The 23,791-nt window shown below is 63.2% G+C and carries 24 protein-coding genes; 11 read left to right on the top strand and 13 right to left on the bottom strand.

From position 1 onward, the window contains the following. The 8 genes from AB4Y42_RS38295 to AB4Y42_RS38260 form a co-directional block, all read right to left on the bottom strand. Nucleotides 1-1,209 (bottom strand): CpaE family protein, encoded by a 1,209-nt coding sequence (locus AB4Y42_RS38295; protein ID WP_368697159.1) that lies wholly within the window; start codon nucleotides 1,207-1,209, stop codon nucleotides 1-3. Between the two features lie 61 nt (nucleotides 1,210-1,270). Further along, on the bottom strand, nucleotides 1,271-1,570 hold the full coding sequence (locus AB4Y42_RS38290; protein WP_368697158.1) for a hypothetical protein: 300 nt from the start codon (nucleotides 1,568-1,570) through the stop codon (nucleotides 1,271-1,273). A gap of 21 nt (nucleotides 1,571-1,591) precedes the next feature. Continuing rightward, nucleotides 1,592-3,280, bottom strand: coding sequence for a type II and III secretion system protein family protein (locus AB4Y42_RS38285; RefSeq protein WP_368697157.1), 1,689 nt, complete (start codon nucleotides 3,278-3,280; stop codon nucleotides 1,592-1,594). A 279-nt stretch (nucleotides 3,281-3,559) separates the two neighbouring features. Continuing rightward, nucleotides 3,560-4,396 (bottom strand): Flp pilus assembly protein CpaB, encoded by an 837-nt coding sequence (cpaB, locus tag AB4Y42_RS38280; RefSeq protein ID WP_368697156.1) that lies wholly within the window; start codon nucleotides 4,394-4,396, stop codon nucleotides 3,560-3,562. 83 nt (nucleotides 4,397-4,479) lie between these two features. Beyond that, a complete protein-coding gene (locus AB4Y42_RS38275) occupies nucleotides 4,480-5,022 on the bottom strand; it encodes a prepilin peptidase (RefSeq protein WP_368697178.1) in 543 nt (180 codons plus the stop codon). A gap of 72 nt (nucleotides 5,023-5,094) precedes the next feature. Continuing rightward, nucleotides 5,095-5,265: a Flp family type IVb pilin gene (locus AB4Y42_RS38270; RefSeq protein WP_324140974.1), complete on the bottom strand. Its 171-nt coding sequence runs from the start codon at nucleotides 5,263-5,265 to the stop codon at nucleotides 5,095-5,097. A 79-nt stretch (nucleotides 5,266-5,344) separates the two neighbouring features. Next, entirely contained in the window at nucleotides 5,345-5,515 is a 171-nt protein-coding gene (locus AB4Y42_RS38265; protein WP_368692717.1) for a Flp family type IVb pilin, read from the bottom strand. A gap of 99 nt (nucleotides 5,516-5,614) precedes the next feature. Then, the gene (locus AB4Y42_RS38260) at nucleotides 5,615-5,785 is read right to left on the bottom strand and encodes a Flp family type IVb pilin (RefSeq protein WP_368692718.1); all 171 of its coding nucleotides are present in this window, start codon (nucleotides 5,783-5,785) and stop codon (nucleotides 5,615-5,617) included. A gap of 764 nt (nucleotides 5,786-6,549) precedes the next feature. On the opposite strand from AB4Y42_RS38260, the gene AB4Y42_RS38255 reads away from it, so the two are divergent. The 4 genes from AB4Y42_RS38255 to AB4Y42_RS38240 are packed head-to-tail and all read left to right on the top strand — an operon-like array spanning nucleotide 6,550 to nucleotide 11,468. Further along, nucleotides 6,550-7,785: a glycosyltransferase family 87 protein gene (locus AB4Y42_RS38255; RefSeq protein WP_368697155.1), complete on the top strand. Its 1,236-nt coding sequence runs from the start codon at nucleotides 6,550-6,552 to the stop codon at nucleotides 7,783-7,785. Between the two features lie 15 nt (nucleotides 7,786-7,800). Beyond that, complete coding sequence (locus tag AB4Y42_RS38250; RefSeq protein ID WP_368697154.1) at nucleotides 7,801-9,072, top strand: glycosyltransferase family 87 protein; 1,272 nt, start codon at nucleotides 7,801-7,803, stop codon at nucleotides 9,070-9,072. Between the two features lie 21 nt (nucleotides 9,073-9,093). After that, on the top strand, nucleotides 9,094-10,179 hold the full coding sequence (locus AB4Y42_RS38245) for a glycosyltransferase family 2 protein (RefSeq protein ID WP_368697177.1): 1,086 nt from the start codon (nucleotides 9,094-9,096) through the stop codon (nucleotides 10,177-10,179). Beyond that, nucleotides 10,176-11,468 carry a glycosyltransferase family 87 protein gene (locus tag AB4Y42_RS38240; RefSeq protein ID WP_368697153.1) on the top strand — a complete coding sequence of 431 codons (1,293 nt, stop codon included), beginning with the start codon at nucleotides 10,176-10,178 and terminating at the stop codon, nucleotides 11,466-11,468. Before AB4Y42_RS38245 ends, AB4Y42_RS38240 begins: the two co-directional genes overlap by 4 nt. Nucleotides 11,469-11,541: 73 nt before the next feature. On the opposite strand, the gene AB4Y42_RS38235 is transcribed toward AB4Y42_RS38240, so the two are convergent. From AB4Y42_RS38235 to AB4Y42_RS38225, 3 genes are all read right to left on the bottom strand, one after another. Continuing rightward, nucleotides 11,542-11,835 carry a superinfection immunity protein gene (locus AB4Y42_RS38235; RefSeq protein ID WP_368697152.1) on the bottom strand — a complete coding sequence of 98 codons (294 nt, stop codon included), beginning with the start codon at nucleotides 11,833-11,835 and terminating at the stop codon, nucleotides 11,542-11,544. A gap of 84 nt (nucleotides 11,836-11,919) precedes the next feature. After that, a complete protein-coding gene (locus AB4Y42_RS38230) occupies nucleotides 11,920-13,209 on the bottom strand; it encodes a glycosyltransferase family 87 protein (protein WP_368697151.1) in 1,290 nt (429 codons plus the stop codon). Nucleotides 13,210-13,552: 343 nt separating this feature from the next. Further along, nucleotides 13,553-14,947 carry a phosphomannomutase/phosphoglucomutase gene (locus AB4Y42_RS38225; protein WP_368697150.1) on the bottom strand — a complete coding sequence of 465 codons (1,395 nt, stop codon included), beginning with the start codon at nucleotides 14,945-14,947 and terminating at the stop codon, nucleotides 13,553-13,555. A gap of 248 nt (nucleotides 14,948-15,195) precedes the next feature. Here AB4Y42_RS38225 and AB4Y42_RS38220 point away from each other — a divergent pair, with 248 nt between their 5' ends. Together AB4Y42_RS38220 and AB4Y42_RS38215 are read left to right on the top strand one after the other, a co-directional pair. Beyond that, nucleotides 15,196-16,458: an oligosaccharide flippase family protein gene (locus AB4Y42_RS38220; RefSeq protein WP_368697149.1), complete on the top strand. Its 1,263-nt coding sequence runs from the start codon at nucleotides 15,196-15,198 to the stop codon at nucleotides 16,456-16,458. Between the two features lie 20 nt (nucleotides 16,459-16,478). Beyond that, on the top strand, nucleotides 16,479-17,294 hold the full coding sequence (locus AB4Y42_RS38215) for a glycosyltransferase (protein WP_368697176.1): 816 nt from the start codon (nucleotides 16,479-16,481) through the stop codon (nucleotides 17,292-17,294). Here the strand turns inward: AB4Y42_RS38215 and AB4Y42_RS38210 are convergent. Both AB4Y42_RS38210 and AB4Y42_RS38205 read right to left on the bottom strand, forming a co-directional pair. Then, nucleotides 17,291-18,034, bottom strand: a complete 744-nt coding sequence (locus AB4Y42_RS38210) for an LrgB family protein (RefSeq protein ID WP_368692726.1) — start codon at nucleotides 18,032-18,034, stop codon at nucleotides 17,291-17,293. The two genes, AB4Y42_RS38215 and AB4Y42_RS38210, sit on opposite strands and share 4 nt — an antisense overlap. Next, entirely contained in the window at nucleotides 18,031-18,402 is a 372-nt protein-coding gene (locus tag AB4Y42_RS38205; RefSeq protein ID WP_368697148.1) for a CidA/LrgA family protein, read from the bottom strand. The genes AB4Y42_RS38210 and AB4Y42_RS38205 overlap by 4 nt, the downstream gene beginning before the upstream one ends. A 340-nt stretch (nucleotides 18,403-18,742) precedes the next feature. Here AB4Y42_RS38205 and AB4Y42_RS38200 point away from each other — a divergent pair, with 340 nt between their 5' ends. The 5 genes from AB4Y42_RS38200 (at nucleotide 18,743) to cysC (ending at nucleotide 23,787) form a co-directional block, all read left to right on the top strand. Next, entirely contained in the window at nucleotides 18,743-20,029 is a 1,287-nt protein-coding gene (locus tag AB4Y42_RS38200; protein WP_368697147.1) for an O-antigen ligase family protein, read from the top strand. A gap of 205 nt (nucleotides 20,030-20,234) precedes the next feature. Continuing rightward, nucleotides 20,235-20,435: a hypothetical protein gene (locus tag AB4Y42_RS38195; RefSeq protein WP_368697146.1), complete on the top strand. Its 201-nt coding sequence runs from the start codon at nucleotides 20,235-20,237 to the stop codon at nucleotides 20,433-20,435. 417 nt (nucleotides 20,436-20,852) lie between these two features. Continuing rightward, nucleotides 20,853-21,995, top strand: coding sequence for a glycosyltransferase family 4 protein (locus tag AB4Y42_RS38190; RefSeq protein WP_368697175.1), 1,143 nt, complete (start codon nucleotides 20,853-20,855; stop codon nucleotides 21,993-21,995). Between the two features lie 32 nt (nucleotides 21,996-22,027). Continuing rightward, a complete protein-coding gene (gene galE, locus AB4Y42_RS38185; protein ID WP_368697145.1) occupies nucleotides 22,028-23,059 on the top strand; it encodes a UDP-glucose 4-epimerase GalE in 1,032 nt (343 codons plus the stop codon). A gap of 125 nt (nucleotides 23,060-23,184) precedes the next feature. Next, nucleotides 23,185-23,787 carry an adenylyl-sulfate kinase gene (gene cysC / locus AB4Y42_RS38180; RefSeq protein ID WP_368697144.1) on the top strand — a complete coding sequence of 201 codons (603 nt, stop codon included), beginning with the start codon at nucleotides 23,185-23,187 and terminating at the stop codon, nucleotides 23,785-23,787. Nucleotides 23,788-23,791: the final 4 nt, after the last annotated feature.

Below are 23,791 nucleotides of genomic sequence, written 5' to 3'. Positions count from 1 at the left end.
TTACATCAATCCGAGTTTGGCCGGCGCCTGGCGGCCGAGCATGCGCGCGAACAGCGATTCGCCCTTGCCCCGCGCGCTCGCGCCGGTCGCATTCGGGAGTGCGACGCTCGCCGCGAGCGTACGCAGGCTGCGCGTCACCACGCTGCCGGGCGCCGCAGTCGCAATCGGCACCCCCTGGTTGACCGCTTCGGCCACAGCGCGCGCGTCATCGGGAATGACGAGGAACGGCTTCATGCCGAGCACGGTGTCGGCGGCCTCGCGCACACGCTCGCCGTGACGCGTCTGCCGGTTCAGAAGCAGGCGCATGCGCTCCCGCCCGTAGCCGAGCGACTGCAGGATCTCCTGCAAGCGCCGTCCCGCCTGAAGATGCGGCATGCTCGCCTGCAGGACGATGTGGATCTCGTCACTGCGATCGAGCGCGAGCATGGAAAGCGGATTGATCGTCTGGCCGAGATCGAGGATCACGCAGTCGTAACGGGGCGCGGCGACGCCGAGCACCCATTCGAGCCTGTCCTGACGCATCTCGCTCGCCTTGATCGGGTCGCCCGCGCCCGCCAGGATGTCGAAGTTCCCGGCGGCATGCATCACACTCGCTTCGAAGAGCGCCACGTCCATGCGGTCCACTTCGGCGCACAGTTGCGGCAGCGTCGAGGGCGGCGTCTCCGCTGTCACGAGGAACGCCGCGTCCGCGTAGAGCTGGTTCAGGTCGATCAGCAGCACACGACGGTTCTGCGTCTGCGAGACGATATGCGCCACGTTCGCCGCAATGAAGCTCGTGCCCACGCCGCCCTTGCACGACATGAACGAGACGATGCGCGACGTGCGCGTGCTGCCATGCGCACGCTGGCCGATTGCACGCTGCAATGCTTCGCCAATCATGCGGCCGTCCGGCGGCCCCGTGACCACGTCGCGAAAGCCCGCGCGCATTGCCGCGATGAGTTCCTCAGGCGACGCCTCCGGAATCAGCAGAATGCACGTGAGCCGTTCGCAACGACGACACAGCTCGCTCACGGAAGGCAACTGCGCCTCCTGCAAACCCCGCGCGTCGACGATCAGGACATCGAACGCGTCGAGCGTGTCGCCGCGCTCCACGAGATCGAACGGTGTGCCGACGCTACGCGTCGTGCGGTACGGGCCGCATCCCGCGATCGTGCGCATGATCTGCGCAAGCCGCTCTGCGTCCGTCGAGGTAATGAGTATGTCGATCATGATCGTATGGCCCCCGCTGTTGTTCCTTCTCGTCCAGTTGCGTGTGTGTGCGTAACGACGCTCACTGGCTACCGCCACCACCGCTTACGCCAATCGTGTACGGGTTCGCGGATGTCACCGGATGCTGGAACGACTTGTCGTAGTTATCCATCGCCGAAGCCGCCGACTTGCCGTCCACACCCGGCTGCGATGCGTGTTGGCCCGCATCCGGGTCGATGATTTGTGCCTGCATCGAGTGGCGCACGGCTTCCCCGAAGTGCGCCTCCCAGATCGGCGAGCTGGTCATGCAACCACCGAGCGCTGCGCCGAGCGGCGCGATCAGCAGGAGCCGGCGAACGAATGCAAAGTTTTCGAGTTTCATTTTGGCCTCCTGATCGCCTGGTCAATGAGCGGTGGTTTCGTTCGAGGCGATGCGTGCCGCCTCGCGCTCGATTCGCAGCGCGCGCGCTGCGCTGTCCTCGCCCGGTGGAGGCATGAGGGCCTGCGCGCTCACCTGCTGCGTGGGCACGGACTGCGCGAGCGCTTCAGCGGGCGCCGGTACGGTCGGCGCCGGCGACTCTTCGCGTCGGGAAGAGACCTGCGGTGCAGGCAGCGCAGCGGGCGTCTGCGGTGCGGCGGGCGCGGCCGGCGTAGCGCCAGGTGCGGGTTCCGCCGGTACGGCCTGGGTGCCAGCGGGCGCGGGCGGTGCAAAACGTCCCTGATTGCGATGGGCGCGGCCTTCCATGTTGCCCGTTGCGTACACGTCGGCTTCGTGGACCTGCGAGAAGCTGTCCGTAGGCATCTGCAGTTGCGCGACGTCCGCCACCGGCTTCACGAGGTGCGGCGTGACGATGAAGATCAGCTCCGAGCGGTCCTGCTGGAACGAGGTGCTCCTGAGCAACGCGCCCAGCACCGGGACCTCACCAAGGCCTGGCACTGCCTTGAGCGAGCCGGTAATGTTGTTGCTGATGAGCCCGCCGATCGCGAACGACTCGCCGTCGTGCATTTGCACCGTCGTCGAAGCACGCCGCGTCGTGATGAGCGGCAGGATGCTGACGCCGCTCACGTTCGATGCGCTCAGTGTGACGCCCGTGGGCGACAGCTCCGAGACTTCCGGCGCCACCTTCAGGTTGATGCGCCCGCCGTTGAGCACCGTCGGTGTGAACTTGAGCCCCACGCCGAATTCTTCTTCCTGCAGCGTGATCGCCGTGGCGGAGGTGCCGCCGCCGCTTTGCGGCACGGGGATGAAGATCTTGCCGCCGGCGAGGAAGGTGGCTTCCTGACCGCTGATCGTGACGAGGTTAGGCTCGGCCAGGATCTTCACGAGGTTGTCGGTCTTCTGCGCGTCGATGGCGAACTTGAGCGGGTTGTTGTTCGCCTTCGAGAAACCGAATGCGCTCGAGACGCCCGCAAGCAGATTGCTCACGAGCGCGCCCGTCCAGGACCCGAAGCCGCCCTGGATATTGACGGCCGAGCCGAGCTGGTCGATCAGCGTCTTGTCGACTTCGGCGACCTTCACTTCGAGCATGACCTGCTGAGGCGAGTCGACGCTGAGCATGTTGATCACGCCGCCCGTGTGCGCGCCGTTATTGCTCTGACCGCTCACGCCGAACACCTGGGCAATTTCCACGGCCTGCTGGGCGGCCTGCGCGCTCGACACGTGGCCGGCGAGCACGATGTTGTCGGCCGCCGTCGAAACGCGAATGTCGCGCTCCTGAGGCATGAGTTGCGCGAGCGCGGCCTGGAGGCCGCCGGAGTCGGCGCTGACGATCACGTCGATCACCTGGCAGGCGCCGCTCTTGCCCTGGACGATCATGTTGGTCGTGCCGACCGCCTGGCCGACGATGTAGAGCGTTTGCGGCGAAACCATGGTCGCCTGCGCGACCTCCGGATTGCCGAGCGTGCGGTTGCGCACCGGTTCGCCGATCGGCACGAGCGTCGACTTGCCAAGCGGCACAACGACGTTGCTCTCGTTGCGGATGGCGCCCACGCAGTTCGGTCCGCGCAGCGGTCCCGCCACCGCTTTGGGCGGCGCGCTGCTGCCTTGCGCCGGCCCCATGCTGATGGTCATCTGCATGGGACCTTTGCCCATGGGCACCGCAGCGCCTGCAGCCGGCTTCTCCTGCCCTGCGCTCCCGTTTGACTGCTGTGCCCAGCCCGGTGTCGAAGTCATCAACCCGGCACAAACCCAGGCAAGCGTTGCGACGCGCCACGGACGAACGCCGTTGCGGGCCCCCGTGGACCCCACATTTACTTTGGTATCCATATCGTTATACCCCGTACTTACCTGCGTTTTAATGGCGGCTTTACCGCTCACTCGCCCTCTGCCCGGAAGGTCATCGCCGGGTTCAGGTAGCCGTTCTGCCTGCTTTCAGAAACACTCCTGACTGCCGGTCACGCCCGACAGCACACCGATACAGTTGCGCTTGGCCGGCGCACGCTCGGCGTACTTCACACGCACCGGGTGCGCCGGTTCCGGCAGCTGCACGGGCGGCGGCAGCGGACCACCGAGCAAAGTCTGCTTGGTCGCGCCGTCGGTCATGAGCTTGTTGTCGTCCACCTGATTGCGCAGGACGAGCGAGAGCGTGCCCACGCTGCGCGCCAGATCGAGCTTTTCCGCCTGCTCGGGCGTCACCTCCAGGGTCACCGCGTTCACGACCTTGGGCGCGGTGTCGTCGCGATTGACCTGCTGCGCGACGGCCAGCACCAGAATCTTTTCGAGCACGATCTTCGAGATGCTCTGCTGCTGGGTATCGGCTTTCTTCTCGGGCTCCTGCGTGTTGACGATCACGTCGACGTAGTTGCCCGGCAACGCGAAGCCCGCGACGCCTACGACGTCGTTCACGCGGACCGTGATCGCGCGATGTCCGTCGCCGATCACAGCCGATAGCCCGCCTTTGGTGCCCACGGGCGCCAGCTTCGACTCGAGCACCGGTTCGCCACGCGTGAGGCTTGCGCGCACCACCCGGCCGTCGAGATCCTTCGGTATTGCGAATGTCCCTGGCGGGAGGCTGTCCTTTGGCCAGCTGACCGTTCTGATCATCGTTTCATTGATCGGCTGGCCGAGATTGATGTCGTCCGATGCGACGGCGACGGGTACCGTGGCGCCCGACGACGTTTGCAGCAACCATTTGGAAGCGAACACCACTGCGGCGAGACCCGCCAGCAGAGCAATCGCGAGCATGACGAACGCGCGGCTGTTTTTCATGACATCCCCCGTAAGCATTCCATAACATTAGTAATCGGCGAGCCGAAAATTCGACCCTTGTCCCGTGGGCACCGGTCAGTGCTTCAGCTCACCATCGTGAACAGCACGGCAACCGTTCCCCCGGCGATCGCGACACCATACGGAATCGATCCAACCGATTCCCGCACCGTACCTGGCGATACACCTGCCACGCGCGCGGCGCGGCTCGCTCCCGCAAGCAACGCTGCGACGTTTCCCATCAGGCGGACCAGTCGTCCGCGCACCAGGGCAACCCCTAACGACCACACCCCGCCGATGATGAACGTGTTGACTGCGATATCGACGGTCGCCGCCGCTCCGAGCCAGGCACCCAGCATCATCAGCAACTTGACGTCGCCAGCCGCCATGCCGCGTAGCAAATAAAACGGCAGCAGCAGCGCGAACCCGGTCGCCGCGCCACCCAGCCAGAGCGTGCAGCCAGGAACGGCGCCGCGCAGCGCGATCTGCACCGCGAGCGCCGAGACAACACCGACCACGATCAGCAGGTTCGGAATCCGGCGACTTACGATGTCGGTGCTGGCCGCAAGGATCGCCAACGCGATCACACACAGCGGAACCGGCTGCGGCGGCAAGGAAACAGACAGCATCGTGAATTCCATTTGTGCGCTCCCGGGTTACGCCGGCTTTGTCATGACCAACCTCGCTCGCCAGCGCGCGGGTTATAGCGTATTGACGATGTCGGAGAAGACGTTTTGAAGCGTGCTGCCGATCGATGCGATGCTCGCCATGATCAGCACCGTGATCAGGGCCGCGAGCATCCCGTACTCGAGTGCCGTAATGCCGTTTTCGTCGCGTGCGAACTGCTTTGCCTGAGCGATGATCTTTTGCATTTTTGATCCCCTGTTAGGTGTGAGATGCAGGGCGAGTGCAGTTTGCGTTGCGTACCCACTCCACTCGCCCGCGCATCAGTCAGATCGTGTTGGCGACGTCGGAGAACACGTTTTTCAGCGTCGTGCCGATCGATGCGATGCTGGCGATGATCAGCACCGTGATCAGACCGGCGAGCATCCCGTATTCGAGTGCCGTGATGCCGTTTTCGTCACGAGCGAAGGTCTTTGCCTGAGCGATGAGCTTTTGCATTTTGGTCTCCAGCGAGTTATGAAACTGTTTAATCCCGGTCCTTCCAGCGATATGGGGCGAGTGAAGCTTGCGCTGCAAACCCGCTCGCCCGCGCACCGGTCAAATCGTGTTGGCAACGTCGGAGAACACGTTCTTCAGCGTCGTGCCGATCGATGCGATGCTGGCGATGATCAGCACCGTGATCAGACCGGCAAGCATCCCGTACTCGAGAGCCGTGATGCCGTTTTCGTCACGAGCGAAGGTCTTTGCCTGAGCGATGATCTTTTGCATTTTTTGATCTCCAATCGATGTGTACATGGTTAACCCCCGATTCCGTTTCCATGTGGTTTTGAGGGTGGGTCGGGCTACGTGCCGGGTTCGGCGCTGCAGCCACAGGCGCAGTTCTACGCGTGTCAAACCGATGACTTTGTGCGCTTCGCCACACGCGCAACAATTTCCTGTTCCTCAACACACCAAATCGGAAAAATTGACACGCTGCATGTGGCCCACCTCGCTTAAATCGACGACACGTCGCCAGCCATAAGCATGTTTTATCCACCACTTCGCGATTGTTAAAATCTCTTGCACCCACATTCGGTTCACCTTCGAATCTCGCGTTTACCCCTGTATTTATGGAACAATTCTCTTTTAGTTTCAATACGATCGTTCGTCTATAAGTTATCCAGACGTGACATTACGTTGCTAAGTCAACTACTTTTTTAGTTAGGAAAACGAGCATTAAGCACGCGCTTATACAAAACTCCTGCGGTACCCTTCACGCCAGAATCAGTAGTTACCCGACAACATCCACGCCGTCGACGCACTACGCAACGCGCCTTTTTCTTCAGCGCTTTATTCATTCAAGGCAACTTTGCGGGCGAGTGTTCGCGCGCGAACATTGACAATGCAGTCCGCATTGCTCCCGATTCACTCGTCTTCCAATAATCCAGACAACACGCAGGCACTGCCTGCCATGCAGCGCACTGCTTGCGTGTTCGGGGGAAAACGAGGCGGGTGTACCGCCCACTGAAAATATTCAACGGGGACTACAAAAAATGCGACCACTTGAGCCGGATGGCTCACGCTTGCAGTTGACGGCGTGCTCCTGGCTTTCGCGCGAGAGACTCATTGCCTACAGCACCGTCATGCTCGTCATCGGTGTCGGCTTCGTGGCGCTCTGGGCGTGGGTGACTCACGGCTTTGCCGATGCAGGCGGCTGGCGCCCGGGCTCCGACCTGCTCGTATTCTGGTCCGCCAGCCACGCAGTCCTGCACGGCCAGGCCTCCGCGGTCTTCGAATACTCGGCGTTCTCCCGCATCGTGGCCGCGGTGACGGGTGGCTTACCCAAGAGCGCATTCATCCCCTGGCTGTATCCGCCCACGTTCCTCTTGTTCGTCACGCCGCTCGCGCTGTTGCCGCTTCCGTTTGCCTATTTCGCCTTCCTGGGCGCGAGCGCCTTCGTGTTCGTCTGTGCAACCGTTCGCGTTTCCGGACTCGCACAAGGCCCGCTCGGCATCGCCGCCGCTCGCTACGTCGTACTCGCGATGCCGTGTGTGATGGTGTGTGCCATCTTCGGGCAGAACGCGCTGATTACCGCGGCGCTCGCCGCGTTTGCGATCGCGTCGATCGACCGGCGCCCCGTGATCGCCGGGATCTGCGTCGGATTGCTGATGATCAAGCCGCAACTCGGCATCCTGTTCCCGCTCGTTCTGATCGCGGCCCGCGCATGGAGAGTGTTTGGATGGGCCGCTTTGACGGCCGTACTTTTTTTCATCGCAAGCATCGCGCTCTGCGGCTCCCCTTCGCTTCGGTTGTTCGCAGGGAATGTTGGCATGGCGCGCGAACTCATCCTCGAGCACGACGTCCGCTTCTGGCTCGCCTCACCGTCCGTGTTCGCTTCGCTGCGGCTCATTGGCGCGTCGCTCGTCGCAGCGGGACTGATGCAGGCAGCGATTGCCGTCATCGCCGCCTGCGGCGCCTGGAAAATCTGGCGCACGACGCGTGACCCCGCCCTGCGCGCAGCCGCGCTCGGAGCAGCCACGCTCATCGTCACGCCTTATGTCTGGCACTACGAACTAACGTGGGTCGGCTTGTCATGCGCAGGTCTCCTCGCGACCGGATTGCGCCGTGGGTGGCTGCGCGGCGAGCAGCCCGTGCTGCTCCTCGTCTGGCTCCTGCCAGTGTTCGAGTTCGTCAACCAGATCCTCAGGCTGCCACAAACCGGACCCGCAATCCTGTTGCTCATGCTGCTCGCCGTACTCCGTCGCACACGCATCGATTCCACCCTGTAGGCGAGAGACCACGCCATGAACCAGACCACCTTCCGCGATTCCATGAGCACTTCCAGGGCCACGCCCGCTCTGCCCCTGGGAACCCAACAGTCCAGCTCGCACTGGTTGAGCGGCTCGCGCCTGTGGGTCTACCCGCTCGCAGCGCTCGCTTACTATCTTGGCGTGGCGCTGGCCTACGTGTATCACCTCGTGTGGCTGAAAGACCCGCAACTGAGCGTGCTTGCCGTCGACTGCCTGCCGTTCTGGAGCGCCTCGCATCTCGCCCTGCAAGGACACGCGGTGGATGCGTATAACTTCGACGTCCTGAAGCCCGTCGAGGAATATGCCGCGGGGCGGCCCGTCGGCGTCCTTCCGTGGCTCTATCCGCCGACGTTCCTGCTCTTCGTTTATCCGCTGGCACTGCTCCCGTTCACGCTCTCTGCACCCATCTTCCTGTTCGGCGCGCTCGCCCTGTTCGTCAAAGTGGTCAAGACGATCGCGCCTCACCCGCGCACCGCGCTTCTCGCAATCGCCTTCCCGGGTTCCGCGCTCGTGCTGACGTCCGGCCAGAATGGGCTGCTCACGGCGTCACTGGTTGGGCTCGGACTGATCTTGTTGCGCCGCCGCCCGATTCTCGCGGGGCTCTGCTTTGCACTCGTCGCGATGAAGCCGCAGCTGTGCGTGCTCATTCCGCTTGCGCTGCTGGCTTCACGCTCGTGGCGCGCACTGGTCGCAATGAGCGTGGGCGTGGCGCTTTCACTTGGGCTCTCGGTACTGGCTTTCGGCAGCGAAACGCTTATCGCGTTCGTTCATAACATGGGGCTCGCCAACAGCTTCGTCGAAACGGGACGGGCCCTCCTGTTTCGGGTGCCCACGCCGTTCGCGGCGCTCAAGCTGCTCCATGCGCCAACCGCGCTCGCCAGCGGCGCACAGGCCGTATCCGCCCTGTGCGCCGCCGCCGCCGTCTGCTACGCGTGGGGCCGGCCCAGCGCTTTCGGTCTGCGCGCCGCCGCGCTCGTAGGCGCCAGCATGCTCGTGAGCCCATACCTCTATGACTATGACCTGACCTGGTATGGAATCGTCATCGCCTGGGTAGTCCATCACGCGCGAGAACACGGCTTTCAGCGCGGACAGCGCGAATGGCTGGCCGTCCTCTGGCTCGCGCCTATTGCCGGCCTCACGCTCGTTTCTCATCTGCACGTCCCGTTCACCCCGCTCATCTCGATCGCCACGCTCTGGATGCTGATCGCGCAGATCGCGCGCGAGCGAAGCGCGCAGGCAACCTCCAACACCGCAGCCTCGTCGTAAGAGGGAGAAAACATCATGAACATGCCTATCGACGAGCAAGTGCGTCGCGCCGGACTCGCGCTCGAGAGCCCGCTCATCTCTATCGTCGCTCCGTTCTACAACGAGCAGGACGGCGTCGAAGTGTTCTTCGAACAGATCATCGCGACGATGGAGTCCATTGAATCCGTGCACTTCGAGATCGTCTGCATCAACGACGGCAGCCGCGACGCCACGCTTGAAAAGCTGGTCCTCGTGAGCCAACGCGACCGGCGCGTCAAGGTCATCGATCTCACGCGCAACTTCGGCAAGGAGGCTGCACTCACGGCGGGTCTCCACGAAGCGTCCGGCGACGCTGTCGTCGTCATCGATGCAGACCTGCAGGATCCGCCCACGTTGATCCCGGAAATGATCCAGCGTTGGCGCCAGGGCGCGGAAGTCGTACTCGCCCGGCGCGCGAGCCGCGCCTGCGATTCCTTTCTCAAGCGCACAACCGCAGCGTTGTTCTATCGCATCCACAACGCACTATCGGAATTGAAGATCCCCGAAAATGTGGGCGACTTCCGACTCATGGATCGTCTAGTGGTCAACGCGCTGCGCAGTCTTCCAGAGCGGCATCGGTTCATGAAGGGGCTGTTCGCGTGGGTCGGATTCAATACGGTCACGATCGACTATGAACGCACACCACGCAGCGCAGGCAAAACCAAGTTCTCCGGCTGGCGCCTGTGGAATTTTGCTCTCGAAGGCATTACGAGTTTCAGCACCGTGCCGTTGCGTATCTGGATGTATATCGGTGGCGCGATAGCCGCGCTCGCGTTTTGCTACGGTACCTTCATGGTCGGCCGCACGTTGCTGTTCGGCAATCCCGTCCCGGGCTACGCTTCCCTCGTTTCCGTGGTGTTGTTCATGAGCGGCATACAACTGGTCGGCATCGGTGTCATTGGCGAATACGTCGGGCGTATTTACGACGAGTCAAAAGAGCGGCCTGTCTACCTCGTGCGCCGGCGCTACGAGTCGCGTGCCAGCATCAGCGTCCTGCCAGTCGAACGCGCAGAGGCCCGTCCCCATAGCGCACCGCTAGAACTGGTTCGCTGGCGTGACGCGTCGCAGGTGCGCGCAGCCGGCCGATGAAGATGCATCGATCAAGGGTTGCGGTAAAGGCGCAGGGCCTCGCGATGCGCGTTGCGACCCAGGCCAGCCACAAGACAGCTACGGCAAAGCAGCAGCCGTGGCTGTGCCGTGATCGAATCAGGTTGTACAGCGCGGCATTGTTCATCTTGCAGGCGGCGCTAATCGGAATCTGGGCGGTGTGCTATTGGGGCCTCCATAAAGAAGGGGTCCCGCTCCCCGGTTCGGATTTTCGGGTCTTCTGGTGCACCTCTGAGGTTTCACTGCGCCACGGGGCCGCGGCGGCGTTCGACAACCAGCGGCTACTGGCCTGCGAGGCGTCGCTGCAGGCGGGCACGCCTTTGGCAAACATGTTCGCTCCGTGGATTTACCCACCCACGTTTCACTTGCTCGTGTACCCGCTTGCGTTGCTGCCCTATGCGGCTTCGTATGCACTCTTTATGGGTATCGGCATTGCGCTCTGCCTCTTTGCCTGCATGCCAGCGATGAAGCAAAATGCTTTGCCCTGGATAACTGTCGCGGCATTTCCGGGGATATGGGTGACGATGGTTCACGGGCAGAATTCTTTGCTCACGCTGGCATTGGCGGCAGGTGCCCTCTTAATGCTGGAGACTGCGCCTGTGTGGGCCGGCGTGTGTGCAGGCATGCTCGTGATCAAGCCTCAATTGGGCATCCTGTTCCCACTGTTCTTTCTGTGCGGCCGCCACTATCGCGCGTGTGCCGCAACGATATTGACAGCCGGCTTGCTTTGCACAGTAAGCACGGTGCCGTTTGGCTGGTCGCTGTGGATCAGGTTCTTTCAGTCCGCGGCGTGGTTTCAGGATGTCGCGCTGTCGCACAACGAAGGTGGGCTCTGGCGTGCCATGCCCACTGTCTTCGCGTTCTTGCGTGCGGCCGGCGTAGGCGCGGGCGCGGCGTACTCGATACACGTCGCAATCGCCCTTGCGGCGGTGCTGGCCACTTCGATGACCTGGGCGCGCCGGATGAACCGGGAACTGCTCGCGGCGGCCGCCATCGTCACCACGCTCATGATTCAGCCCTATCTCGTGTACTACGATCTCGCCTGGCTGCTTCTACCTATCGTGTGCATTTGCGCCCACGCTAACACACGCCACTCATCAACGTCTCTTTCCGCTATGGACCATGCCTTCGTGACGCTGGCGTGGTTCACGCCCCTGCTGTCGTTTCTCCTGATCTGCAATACGACAGCCACGCACTCATGGGCGGCATTCCTCCTCCCTGCGTGGCTCATTCTGATACTGATACGCGCCTCACGCGACCGCGCGAAATAGACGTGCGGGGCCGCGGCGTTCGCCGGCCGCAGGCTGCGGCGTGCGACCGCCGATGTGTGGATGTGGAGTGAACTCAGCGAAAGACCGTCCGCACTTCCTTGTCGATTCTCGCATTTGCAGGCGCGCGATCGCTCATTGCAGATCCCGCCTTCTGAACGGCAGTCAGCGCCCACAGGAAAGCGGCAAACCAGCCGAGCACGGTCCATCCGAGCAGCATGTTAAGCCTCGTGATGGCGCGTCGCTTACGGTGCATACCATGGAAGGCGATGATCGAAGGAAGGAAATACAGCAACACCAACATGGCGAGAAGGCCGCCCGAATCACTGGGCGTGTGCCCGGCACCGGTGCTCGATTGATCGTTACTCATGTTGTCCCCCGTAATTCAACGCCACCGTGAACTCACGCGATGCGCCTCTGACGCCACCTGGCTGTGTACCAGCTCTGAATGGCATTATTTTGCAGCTAACCCGGTCCCTGCATTGATATCTGCCAACTGCCGCTTGCCAGCGCGCACAGCCCATTGCGCGAGGTAGCGCCGCACGACGACCATCAACAGTGCGAATACGATGACAGGTACATAAACGCCTGCCGCCCAATCGCCTGGCGTATAAAAGACGAGTGGTGAAAGCCATGCGCTCACTACCGCGACCCCATCGCCACGAAGCCAGCCGTTGCGGGCACCGTCCCGCACGAGCCATAGAATCGGCAAGCCGAGCAGAAGCAGGTCGTAGGGCATCACGTAGGTCGGCACCAGCAGCGTGGCGAGCATGAGCACCGACGCCCGCAACTCGAATCGCGCGCGCGCGGCCCAAAGCCAGGCGACGGCGCTCGCGGCCAGCGCCGCCACGACCGCGTGCAAGCCATACGCGGTCGGCACGGCCACGCCGAAATGGCGCGCGGCGCCAAACGCCGTCGATATGCCGCGCGGCCACCGGTCTGAATACTCGACGACGAACTGGCTAAAGGCGGGCAACGCCTGCGCAAAGCGGGAGAACGTATCGAATCCGAGCACCAGCCCGGCGAGCGCGGAAAACGCGCCGACAGTCAGCGCCGCCGACACGAAAGCGCGCCAATGCCTGCCGAACAGCAGCGCAATGGGAATCACGAGGCCCAGTTGCGGTTTAATGGCCAGCAATCCGAAGCAAATGCCCGCGAGCCATGGGCGCCTGGTGAGCGAGATGAGTCCCAGCCCCATGAGCCCCAAAGTCAGAAATGAGTTCTGCCCGGCGCCGGCCGCGACCCAGACGGCAGGAAAAGCGACAACCGGCAGCCACCATGAGGCGTTCCGCACTGTAGTCAGGATGCGCGCGCACACGTGGTATGCGAAGGCCATGCCTGCCGATACATAGGCGAGACACGAGGCGGAGAAAGGCAACAACGCGGCCGGGAGCATGACCAGCAAAAACGTGGGCGGATAGGTCCACGGCGTGACGAAGGGCGTCGGCAGCATGTTCTGCAGCGGCAACGCGATCCGCTCGATGAGGGCAGTGTCGAACACGCTGGCTGCCGGCCCATGCAGCGCGAGCCAGGAGGCGCTCCAGAAGACGGCGAAATCCCAACCTGGCGGGCTGACGTTGGGTATCCGGTCGATGCATCCAAACCAGATCCGCAGCGAAAAATAGCCAATATTCACCAGCAGCACGAAAGCCGCGTAAATACGGATACGCTGCCCGTCGAGCCAGGCGGGCGCCGCGTGCAATGGCCGGGAATCGCGATGGATGGAATCGTCGCGCACGATCATGCCGCCTGATTGGCCCAGGCAATCGAGGCACGATCGCCGGTCGCAATGACTTCAGCGACTCCGAACCTGGTTCTGAACCCGATGACACGCAGCATCCCCCGGCCCTCCTTGACATGCGCGACGCTCGGGCCGGGAGACCGCGACGCCCGCCATTCATTCTGGCGGAGCATCTCGTGCCGGTCGTGCCTCGCGACAGCTTGTATCCCGAAGTATGGGCGAACAGTTTGCCGCGCGACAGTCACAATGCGTGCGTAAACGTTCGCGAGCCCGCACACAGCCGTTAAACCGGTTGTGTGCGGGCTCGCTGTCTACGTAGCGGCGGGCGGCCGCCAGGACGTCTTCGTCAGAACGGCAGCTTCGCGTCCGGCTTCTCGGCGAGAATCACGCGCTTGAAGTCGGCCTGGATGCGCGCAAGCGCCGCGTCGTTATCAGCCTCGAAGCGCATCACGACGACAGGCGTGGTGTTCGACGAGCGGGCAAGACCAAAGCCGTCCGGGTATTCCACGCGCAGGCCGTCGATGGTGATGACCTCGTCGGCGCCCGTGAACTTCGCGTTCTTCTGCAGCTTGCCAATCAGTTCGAAGTTCTCGCCTTCCTCGAGCTTCAGCTGCAGCTCGGGCGTGGCGTGCGAGTTCGGCAGGTCGTTGAGCAGCTTGCTCGGATCGGCCACGCGCGAGATGATTTCGAGCAGACGCGCGCCCGTGTACAGGCCGTCGTCGAAGCCGTACCAGCGGTCCTTGAAGAACACGTGGCCGCTCATTTCACCCGCGAGCGGCGCGCCGGTTTCGCGCAGCTTCGCCTTCACGAGCGAGTGGCCCGTCTTCCACATGAGCGGCTCGCCGCCCTTTTCCTTCACCCACTTCGCGAGATTGCGCGTGCACTTCACGTCGTAGATGATCTGCTTGCCCGGGTTGCGCGAGAGCACTTCCTCGGCGAACAGCATGAGCTGGCGATCGGGGTAGATGATCTGGCCATCCTTGGTCACAACGCCCAGACGGTCGCCGTCGCCGTCGAACGCGAAGCCGATCTCCGCATCCGTTTCCTTCAGCGCCCGGATCACGTCCTGCAGATTCTCGGGGTGCGCCGGGTCCGGATGGTGGTTCGGGAAATTGCCGTCCACTTCCGTGAAGAGCTCGACCAGTTCGCAGCCCATCGCCTTGAAAAGACGCGGCGCCAGGTCGCCCGCCACGCCGTTGCCGGTGTCGACGACGATCTTCAGCGGACGCGCGAGCTTCACGTCGCTCAAGATGCGATCGACATAGGCGTCGGCGATGTCGTACTTCGTGTAGCTGCCCTCGCCCGCGTCGAAACGGTCTGCCACGATGCGGTCGTACAGCGCGAGAATCTGGTCGCCGTAGATGGCCTTGCCGCGCAGGACCATCTTGAAGCCGTTGTAGTCGGGCGGATTGTGGCTGCCCGTCACGACGATGCACGAGTCCACGTTGCGCTCGCCGCCCACCAGCCTGAGCGGCACGCTCGCGGCGAAGTAGCCCACGGGCGTGGGCACCATGCCGACGTCGACCACGTCCACGCCGGCCTCGCACAGGCCGTCGGCCAGCGCACGCGAGAGGTCGGGACCCGAGAGCCGGCCGTCGCGCGCGATCACCACGGCGTCGCCGCCCTGCGCACGCACTTCGCTGCCGAACGCGCGGCCAATGGCGCGCGCGGTGTCGGTGTCGAGCGTCTTGCCGATCACGCCGCGAATGTCATATGCCTTGAAAATCGATTTCGAAATCATGTTGAGGCTCACGTCCAGATGGGGATTCGGGTCTATTCGTAACACAGACAGGCGACTGTAAGCCTCTGGCGTTACGAAAAGTGGATTCCGTTACAAACTATAATTGCCGTTTTTCGGCAGTGGTATGCGCCCATTTTAATGCTTCGCCGTTTCCTTTTATTGCCAAAATATTCGTCAAAAATGGCGGAAAGATTGCGCATGCCGCGTGCCTGCCCCTTTCTTGGCGCCTCCTGCCACGGCGAGGCGCGATGCTGAGCCTCAAGCGCTTTGGCAATCCCGACGTCGCCCGCGCGTTTGCAAACATCGCGTGGCTCGGCCTCGAGCGCGTCACGCAGATCGCGGTGGCTATCGTCATCAGCGGCGTGCTCGCGCGCTATTTCGGCCCTGACGTCTTCGGCAAGTGGCAGTACGCCAACACACTACTGCTCGTGCTCGCGCCCGTGACCTGGGTCTGCGGCGCCGAGATTCTCGTGCCCACCATCGTCAACCGGCCGCCGGAGCAGCTCGGCACCGTGCTCGGGAGCGCGTTTGCGCTGCGCATTGGTGTGTCGGCGGCGGCGCTGCTCGTCACGTGGGCCGGCATTGCGCTCGGCGTGACCGATCCGATGGTCGGTGCGATGCTCGCTGGGCTCGCGGTGACGATGGTGTTTCGCGAGCCGTTCGTGGGTGTGATCAACGCCTGGCTGCAGAGCATGACGTACAGCAAGCCGCAATTGCTCGCGAGCATGACGACGGCCGTGATCAAGGCGCTGCTCGTGTACCTGCTTGCGCGCGCGGCGTTCGCGCCCGCGACCTTCGGCTGGCTCTGGGCGCTAGAATCGGCGGCGATCGGCGCGGCGCTCGTGCTCTACTTCCAGCGCCGCCACGGCGGCAAGCTCGGCTGGCACGTGGACCGCTCGCTTTTCAAGCACTTCGCGAGCGCGGGCACGGTGTTCTGGCTCGGGCTCATCTGCATGTACCTGTTCCTGAAGCTCGACCGCCTGATGCTCGAGCGCACGATCTCGTTCGCCGATCTGGGCCGCTACTCGGCTGCGCAACAGCTCAACGAGAACTGGATCACGCTTGCACTCATGCTCTCGCAGACGATCGCGCCCGCCTTCGTCTACCGCGTGCAGCAGACCGCGCAGCTGCGCCGCAACCTCGTGCGCCTCTTCGCGATGACAGCCGTGCTGATGGTGGTGGGCGCGCTCGTGCTCGATGCGCTCGCCGGCTTCATCATCGGCCGCGTGTTCGGGCCGGACTACGAAGGCGCGATCGGCATCTTCCGCTGGGCCGTGTGGCTTTCGGTGCCGGCGGGACTCGAAGCCATCGGCAACCTCGTCGTGCTCAAATATCAGGCGAAATTCGTGTTGCTCGCCAAATGGCTGCTCGCGCTCGCCGTGGCGTTCGCCGTGAATCTCATAGCGATACCGCGACTCGGCTCGTATGGTGCGCTGTGCGGCCTCGCGGCAGGCTATCTCGCGGCGACCTGCGTGAACCTCTACTACATCCGCTTCAAGCTCGTTTCATGATGAATTCCGCCGCGCTTCCCATGCGCGATGCACGCGAAGGCGTGCTTGCCGACGTCGCCGTGCTCATGCCCGCGTATAACGGCCAGGACGACGTTGCGCGCACGCTCGCTTCGTTCGATGAGAACGCCACCATCTACGCGCTCGTCGTCGATGATGGCAGCACACCGCCCATCGTCGCGCCTGAGGTGCCGGGCATGTGCGTGGAAGTCTTGCGCATGTCGCAGAACGGCGGCATCGAGCGCGCGTTGCAGGCGGGTATCGAAGCGCTCGCGGCGCGAGGGTTTCGCTACGCGGCGCGTATCGACGCGGGCGATCTCGCAGCGCCCCAGCGCCTGGCGAAGCAGCGCGCGCGCATGGAAGCGGAGCCCGCGCTCGCAGCGCTCGGCACGTGGACCCAGGTGGTCAATCGCGCGGGCGAGCCGCTTTTCATGCTGCGTCCGAGCAGCGATGCGCGCGCGATGCGCCGTACGCGTCTGTTGCGCTCGCCGCTCGTGCATCCTTCGGTGATGCTGCGCGTCGATGCGGTGCTCGCGGTGGGCAACTATCGCGTGCAGTACCCAGCCGCTGAGGACCTCGATCTGTTTCTGCGATTGATGGAGCGGTACGAATGCGCGAATCTACCCGAACTCGGGCTGTACTATGAGTTGAATGAAGGCGGGATCAGCGCGACGAAGCGGCGGCGGCAGATCGTATCGACGTTGCGCCTGCAATTGCGCTATCTGAACGTGTTGAACTGGCGCGACTGGGCTGGCGTGGCGAAGAGCTTGCTTCACTTCGTGACGCCGTATCGCACCCTGCACAAGATGAAGCGTGCGCTGTTCGCGCGCGGCGGTTAGATCCAGCGCAGCAGCACGGGCAAGAGCACCGGCACGACGAACGCGGTAAAGACACCGTTCAGACCCATGCCAAGCCCTGAAAACGCGCCCATCTCTTCGCTCACCTGAAACGCACGCGCGGTGCCGATGCCGTGCGAGGCCACGCCGATCGCGAAGCCGCGCACCTCGGTCTCACGCACGCGAATCACGTTGAGAATCCAGCGCGCGGTCACCGCGCCGAACACGCCCGTCGATATCACGAGCACGGCGGTGAGCGACGGAATACCGCCGACCTTGTCGGCAACGGCCATGGCAATCGGTGTGGTGACAGACTTCGGCGCGAGCGAGGCAATAGTCTGATGCGAGGCGCCGAAGAGCTTCGCGACGCCGACCGCAGAAACGATCGCCGTAAGCGAGCCCGCAACGAGCCCGCCGAGCAATGGCAGCGCGCCGCGCTTGAGCTTGTCCCACTGACGATAGAGCGGCAGTGCGAGCGCGACCGTGGCGGGGCCGAGCAGGAAGTGCACGAACTGGGCGCCCTCGAAATACGTGCGATACGGCGTATCCGTGATCTTGAGCGCCGCGACGACGAGCGCCACGGCAATCAACACCGGGTTCGCGAGCGGATTGTGCTTGGCCCGCGCGTAGATATTGATGGCGATGAGATAGGCGACGAGCGTCACCGTCAAGCCGAGCAGCGGCGTGGCGGCGAGGTAGACCCAGATCGCGTCGAGCTTCGTGATGGGCAGATGGCTGTTCACGCTGTGCCCTCCCCGGCCGTCGTGTTGCGACGCCGGCGACGCAACAGTGCGCGCGTGACGAGCGCCGTCACCGCGATGCCGAGCGTCGTGCTCACGACGAGGCTCGCGATCACGGCGAGCGCCTCGCCGCGCACGGCCTGCGCGGACACCATGATGCCCACGCCCGCCGGAATGAAGAGCAGCGAGAGATGTCGCAGCAATTCGAGCGCGGTCGGCTCGATGGCCTCGGCGGCAGCAGGCCGCATCAACGCGAAGGCGAACAGGAGCAGCATGCCGATCACGGGCCCGGGCACGGGCAGCGAGAACACGTAGGACACGCTCTCGCCGAGACATTGGAAGATCAGGAGGGCGGCAAGGGAACGAAGCATGGCTAAGGGCAAGGCGGGGCTGGAAACATGCGCGGCGCGCGCAGTGTAGCTCAATGATGCGCGATGCGCAGCGAATCGTCATACCAGAGGGCGATGTGCGCCCTCCTCGTTCGCGGCTGTAAAGTATGCGCATTCCGTTTGCTCCCGATTTTTATCGGGCCGGTCGCGTTCACCAAAGTAGTGCGCAGTTTTTTGGGTGCAGTCTCGAACGAGGAAAATGTCCGCGTACAATAGTGCGATTCTCGTCATGCTTCGCACCCAAAAAGCTGCGTAGTGAGGACGTAACACGGGGACGTAGTCCACACAACCGCCCTCCCTTACAGATAACAGCAGTGTAGTGATGCCGACAGCAGTTACGATTGATTCCCGACGCACCGCGCCCGGCGACTGGCTGACCGCGGCTTTCCTGCTCGCCTTTCCCTCTATCGCCATGCTCGTGCAAGGCGCTTCGAGCGCCGTATCGATCGGTGCGGGCGTCATTTCGCTGGTGGCACTCTGCTCGCGGCCGGCAGGCGCACCCTATGGCTATGCGCCGCTTGAGCGTTACGAACTCGCGTTATGCATCGCGCTGTGCGGCCCCGTTGCTGCAGTCGCGCTCAGCACGCTCTCGCATGGGCATCCTATGTTCAAAACCTGGGACTCGCCATCGCGTTTCCTGCTCGCAATCCCGATCTTTCTGGCCTTGCGGCGCGCGCCGCCGCGAATCTTCGTCTGGGCGGACCTTTCCTTTACGCTGGGAGCGCTGTCCGCGCTCGCGCTTGCCCTTTTTATGCCGCGCGATTGGGGCGACGGGCGCATCGGCAGTGCGTTCCTGAACCCGATCCACTTTGGCGATCTCGCGCTTGCGCTCGGCGTGCTGTCAGCGATCGCGCTGAACTGGTGGCGCAAGGATTCGGCGCTCTGGCGCGCGCTCAAGATCGCGGGCCTGGTTGCAGGCCTCGCTGCTTCGCTGTTGTCTGGCGCGCGCGGAGGTTGGGCGACGATCCCGCTTGTTGCGTTGCTGATCGTCTGGGAGCTCGGCCGCAACAAGCCATTTCACTGGAAGGTGCTAATGCCGGTGGCGGTTGCGGTGCTGCTCGGGCTCGTGTACGGGCTCTCGGGGACGGTGCGCGATCGCGTGAACGGCGTGTCGTCCGACCTGACCCAGTACACGCAAGGTCACCGCGACACGTCGGTCGGCATCCGTCTGCAACTCTATGAAGCAGCGGCGACGCTGATTGCCGAAAATCCGGTGCTTGGCCTCGGTGGCGACGGGTTTCGCGACAAGATGACATTGATGGCGAAGCAAGGTGCGCTGACCCCCACCGCGGCACAGTTCGGCGAAGGTGAAGTGCACAACCAGTTGCTCGCCTACATGGCCAACTACGGCATTGTGGGCGGCCTCGCGCTGCTCGCGATCTACGTCGTACCCGCGGTCTTCTTCGCGGCGAAGCTCAAGTCCACATCGAAGACGACGCGGCGTACGGCGCTCATCGGCCTGTCCTTCATCCTGATGTTCTTCGTTTTCGGGCTGACGGTCGAGACTTTCGACCTGAAGAGCACTGTGTCCTTCTACGCGACCATGCTGGCCGTTCTCGCGGCAATCGCACAACGCACGGATGTCAAATCCGACTCTTTCCAAGGCTGACCGTCAAGCACGGCGGTGAGGGATGGAATGCGGCCCCCACTATCGGCGACGCCAACCGCCGGACGCGCGAGCGCACCGCGCTTGAGTTTGGTCTCGCCGACGAATTCCCTGCGGCTCGATACCGTATGCAATGCCGCACGCGCCGCTTTCTCGGACCGGGCGCATAATTGGCGTTCCCGCCGGCAAGGTCAAGGAGACAGTCGAAATGGAAAACGCCATCTACTGGAAGGGAAAACAAGTTGGAATTGAAGTGGCAGGGCGCATCACGTGGTTTCCGTCGACGCGGCCGGAAACAATCGAGGCGCTGAAGCGCGATGCGTTTGAGGACGAGAGCGTGAAGGCAACGCAGGCGTCCTGTGGCAATGCGGCGAATCTGGGCGTATGCGCCGACATCCCTCGGCGCTGATAGATGAAGAACTCTGCCGCGTGTACCTAGACGCTCTACAACTAACGCGAAAGCACGGGCAGCTAAACACGCGCGGCGAACACAGCGAACCGTCGATTAGGGCCCATGCCGATGCCTGAAAAAGCGCGCAGGTCCTCGCGCACCTAAAAGTGCGACAGTCGCCCGGCCGACCAGGAAGTACACGAACCGCTCGCCGTCCAACTACGTGCGATACGGTGTGTCAATAGTTTTGAGCGCGGCTCGCGCAGTGTAGCCCAACGGCGCGCAAGGTCCCCAGCGATGCGCCGTTTCGGTCGACTTGATCCCTACGCCCGTCGGCTAAAATGTGCGCCCCGGCCGCTGCCGCCATCGCCTGCCAACGACGCCCCCGCTTTCGTGAACTCCTCGCCTGCCCGAACCGCCGCCGCCAGCGCGCCCCTGTCCGCCGCACATCGGCATCCGCTGCACGTCGCCCTCGTCTGCAACACGGCTTGGGCAATCTATACCTATCGGCGCGGCCTGTTGCGTGCACTCACAGAAGCGGGCGCGCAAGTCACCGTGATTGCGCCGCGCGACCGCACCTTCGAACCGCTCGCTGCCATGGGCTGCCGCTGTGTCGAACTGCCAGTGGCCTCGAAGGGCACGAATCCGCTCGACGACCTGCGCACGCTCGTGGAGCTCTATCGCCACTATCGCGCGCTCAAGCCGGGCGTCGTGTTCCACTACACGATCAAGCCGAACATCTACGGATCGATTGCCGCCTGGCTCGCGCGCACGCCTTCGGTGGCGGTCACAACGGGCCTCGGTTACGTATTCATCCAGAAGAGCCGCGCCGCGCAGGTCGCCAAGCGTTTGTATCGTTTCGCGTTCCGCTTCCCTCGCGAGGTCTGGTTCCTCAATCGCGACGACGAAGCCGCCTTCAAGGATGGCAATCTCCTCGCACATCCCGAACGCGCGAGGCTGCTGCACGGCGAAGGCGTCGATCTCGACGATTTCCCCTTCACGCCGCTGCCCGAGCGCGCAGAGTTTGCTTTCGTTCTGATTGGCCGGCTGCTCTGGGACAAGGGCGTGGCCGAGTACGTCGAGGCCGCGCGCACGCTGCGCGCGCGCTATCCGCACGCGCGCTTTCAGTTGCTCGGTCCGGTCGGCGTGGACAACCCGAGCGCCATCTCGCGTGAAGAAGTCGCGGCCTGGGAGCGTGAAGGCGTAATCGAATATCTGGGCGAAACGGCCGATGTGCGCCCTTTTATCGCCGATGCGGACTGCGTCGTGCTGCCGTCGTACCGTGAGGGCGTGCCGCGCACGCTGATGGAAGCGAGCGCGATGGGCCGCCCGATCGTGGCCACCAACGTGCCCGGCTGCCGCGAAGTGGTTGCCGACGGCGTGAACGGCCTGCTGTGCGAAGCGCGCGATGCCGCCTCGCTATCCGCCAGCCTCGCGCGGATGCTGGACCTCGACGGGCCGGCGCGCGCCGCCATGGCCGGGCGCGGCCGGAAAAAAATCGAGAAAGAATTCGATGAGCGCGTTGTGGTACAACGCTACCGGGAACTGATCCGGGAAATCACCGGGTCGACTTTTTGATCGAGTCTGGATTTCACGGGAACGAACACGGCATGACTGCGACGAACTCAAAGGGCACCATCCTCGTCACCGGCGGCGCGGGCTATATCGGCTCGCATACCTGCGTCGAGCTGCTCAATGGCGGCTATGAGGTAGTCGCCATCGACAATCTCGTGAACAGCAGCAGCGAGTCGCTCAAGCGCGTTGAGCAAATTACCGGCAAGCCCGTGACGTTCTACGAAGGCGACGTGCGCGACGACGCCGCCCTCTCGCGCATTTTCGAAGCGCACCGCATCACCGGTGTGATCCATTTCGCGGCGCTCAAGGCCGTGGGCGAATCGGTGGCGAAGCCCATCGAGTACTACCGCAACAATGTCGATGGCCTGCTGGTGGTGCTCGACGTGATGCGCCAGCATGGCGTGAAGCAGTTCGTGTTCAGCTCTTCGGCCACGGTGTACGGCATGCCCGAACGCTCGCCGATCGACGAAACGTTTCCGCTCTCGGCAACGAATCCCTACGGCCAGTCGAAGCTCATCGCCGAGCAGATCCTGCGCGACGTCGAGATCTCGGACCCGGAGTGGCGCATTGCCGTGCTGCGCTATTTCAATCCGGTGGGTGCACATGAAAGCGGGCTGATCGGCGAGGATCCTGCGGGCATTCCGAACAACCTCATGCCTTATGTCGCGCAAGTGGCCGTGGGCAAGCTCGAAAAGCTGCGCGTGTTCGGCGGCGACTATCCGACCCCGGACGGCACAGGCGTGCGCGACTATATTCACGTGGTCGATCTCGCGAAGGGCCACCTCAAGGCGCTCGATGCACTCGCTTCGCGTGGCGAAGGCCTCGTCGTGAATCTCGGCACCGGGCGCGGCTACAGCGTGCTCGAAGTCGTGAAGGCGTTCGAACAGGCCTCAGGACGCCCCGTGCCCTATGAGATCGTGGCGCGCCGGCCCGGCGACATCGCCGAGTGTTATGCGAACCCGGTCGCGGCGAAAAACGTCATCGGCTGGAAAGCGGAGTTCGGGATCGAGCGCATGTGCGTGGACCACTGGCGCTGGCAGGAGAAGAATCCGCGGGGATTTGATTAAACGACAGCCATAGCACACTAAATTACTTCCCTGCAAATTTGTTGCGTTTTATTACATAGACGTTACAACAGCCACTCCGACGTTACAATTACGCGTGATTCGCATTGAACTTGGAGTAGCGCGAAGTGGAAACAACAACTTCTGCGGGAGTCGTAATCTGGCTGACCGGCATGTCAGGAGCTGGCAAGTCAACGATTGCACGTGCTTTGGTCAATCGGCTGCAAACGTTTGACCTTCGAGCGACGATGCTCGATGGTGACGTGCTGCGCACGGGTCTCAATGCGGACCTTGGTTTCACCGACGCTGAGCGCACAGAAAACCTTCGACGCGTCGCCCATGTGGCGGCGCTTTTTTGCAAAGAGGGATTTATTGCCGTCACGGCAACGATTTCCCCTGCACCCGAGCATCGTGAAAATGCACGGCGCATCGTAGGGGATGACCATTTTGTCGAAGTGTTTGTCGACACGCCACTCGATGTCTGTGAGCGGCGCGATCCCAAAGGGCTATACAGGCGAGCGCGCAGCGGCGAAATCCCGCAATTCACGGGGATCGGTTCGCCGTATCATCCGCCTCTCCACCCTGATCTCAGCTTGCACACGCATGGCAACAGTGTCGAACACTGCGTCGACCGGATAATTGGCTATCTGATTGACGAGCGACGTTTCGCCCTCAAGAACATGCGCGAACACACCACGTCGCGCATCCCGCTGCATGCGTCTCAACGCTGAGCCC

The organism is Paraburkholderia sp. EG286B, assembly GCF_040965655.1.
Lineage (GTDB): Bacteria > Pseudomonadota > Gammaproteobacteria > Burkholderiales > Burkholderiaceae > Paraburkholderia.
Note: the sequence above shows the minus strand (reverse complement) of the source record. Positions and strands in the feature narration are given on the sequence as shown.

Coding starts and splice junctions, on each gene's coding strand:
- AB4Y42_RS38295 (WP_368697159.1), bottom strand. CDS start 1,209: ATGATCGACATACTCATTACCTCGACGGACGCAGAGCGGCTTGCGCAG.
- AB4Y42_RS38290 (WP_368697158.1), bottom strand. CDS start 1,570: ATGAAACTCGAAAACTTTGCATTCGTTCGCCGGCTCCTGCTGATCGCG.
- AB4Y42_RS38285 (WP_368697157.1), bottom strand. CDS start 3,280: ATGGGCAAAGGTCCCATGCAGATGACCATCAGCATGGGGCCGGCGCAA.
- cpaB (WP_368697156.1), bottom strand. CDS start 4,396: ATGAAAAACAGCCGCGCGTTCGTCATGCTCGCGATTGCTCTGCTGGCG.
- AB4Y42_RS38275 (WP_368697178.1), bottom strand. CDS start 5,022: ATGCTGTCTGTTTCCTTGCCGCCGCAGCCGGTTCCGCTGTGTGTGATC.
- AB4Y42_RS38270 (WP_324140974.1), bottom strand. CDS start 5,265: ATGCAAAAGATCATCGCTCAGGCAAAGCAGTTCGCACGCGACGAAAAC.
- AB4Y42_RS38265 (WP_368692717.1), bottom strand. CDS start 5,515: ATGCAAAAGCTCATCGCTCAGGCAAAGACCTTCGCTCGTGACGAAAAC.
- AB4Y42_RS38260 (WP_368692718.1), bottom strand. CDS start 5,785: ATGCAAAAGATCATCGCTCAGGCAAAGACCTTCGCTCGTGACGAAAAC.
- AB4Y42_RS38255 (WP_368697155.1), top strand. CDS start 6,550: ATGCGACCACTTGAGCCGGATGGCTCACGCTTGCAGTTGACGGCGTGC.
- AB4Y42_RS38250 (WP_368697154.1), top strand. CDS start 7,801: ATGAACCAGACCACCTTCCGCGATTCCATGAGCACTTCCAGGGCCACG.
- AB4Y42_RS38245 (WP_368697177.1), top strand. CDS start 9,094: ATGCCTATCGACGAGCAAGTGCGTCGCGCCGGACTCGCGCTCGAGAGC.
- AB4Y42_RS38240 (WP_368697153.1), top strand. CDS start 10,176: ATGAAGATGCATCGATCAAGGGTTGCGGTAAAGGCGCAGGGCCTCGCG.
- AB4Y42_RS38235 (WP_368697152.1), bottom strand. CDS start 11,835: ATGAGTAACGATCAATCGAGCACCGGTGCCGGGCACACGCCCAGTGAT.
- AB4Y42_RS38230 (WP_368697151.1), bottom strand. CDS start 13,209: ATGATCGTGCGCGACGATTCCATCCATCGCGATTCCCGGCCATTGCAC.
- AB4Y42_RS38225 (WP_368697150.1), bottom strand. CDS start 14,947: ATGATTTCGAAATCGATTTTCAAGGCATATGACATTCGCGGCGTGATC.
- AB4Y42_RS38220 (WP_368697149.1), top strand. CDS start 15,196: ATGCTGAGCCTCAAGCGCTTTGGCAATCCCGACGTCGCCCGCGCGTTT.
- AB4Y42_RS38215 (WP_368697176.1), top strand. CDS start 16,479: ATGCGCGATGCACGCGAAGGCGTGCTTGCCGACGTCGCCGTGCTCATG.
- AB4Y42_RS38205 (WP_368697148.1), bottom strand. CDS start 18,402: ATGCTTCGTTCCCTTGCCGCCCTCCTGATCTTCCAATGTCTCGGCGAG.
- AB4Y42_RS38200 (WP_368697147.1), top strand. CDS start 18,743: ATGCCGACAGCAGTTACGATTGATTCCCGACGCACCGCGCCCGGCGAC.
- AB4Y42_RS38195 (WP_368697146.1), top strand. CDS start 20,235: ATGGAAAACGCCATCTACTGGAAGGGAAAACAAGTTGGAATTGAAGTG.
- galE (WP_368697145.1), top strand. CDS start 22,028: ATGACTGCGACGAACTCAAAGGGCACCATCCTCGTCACCGGCGGCGCG.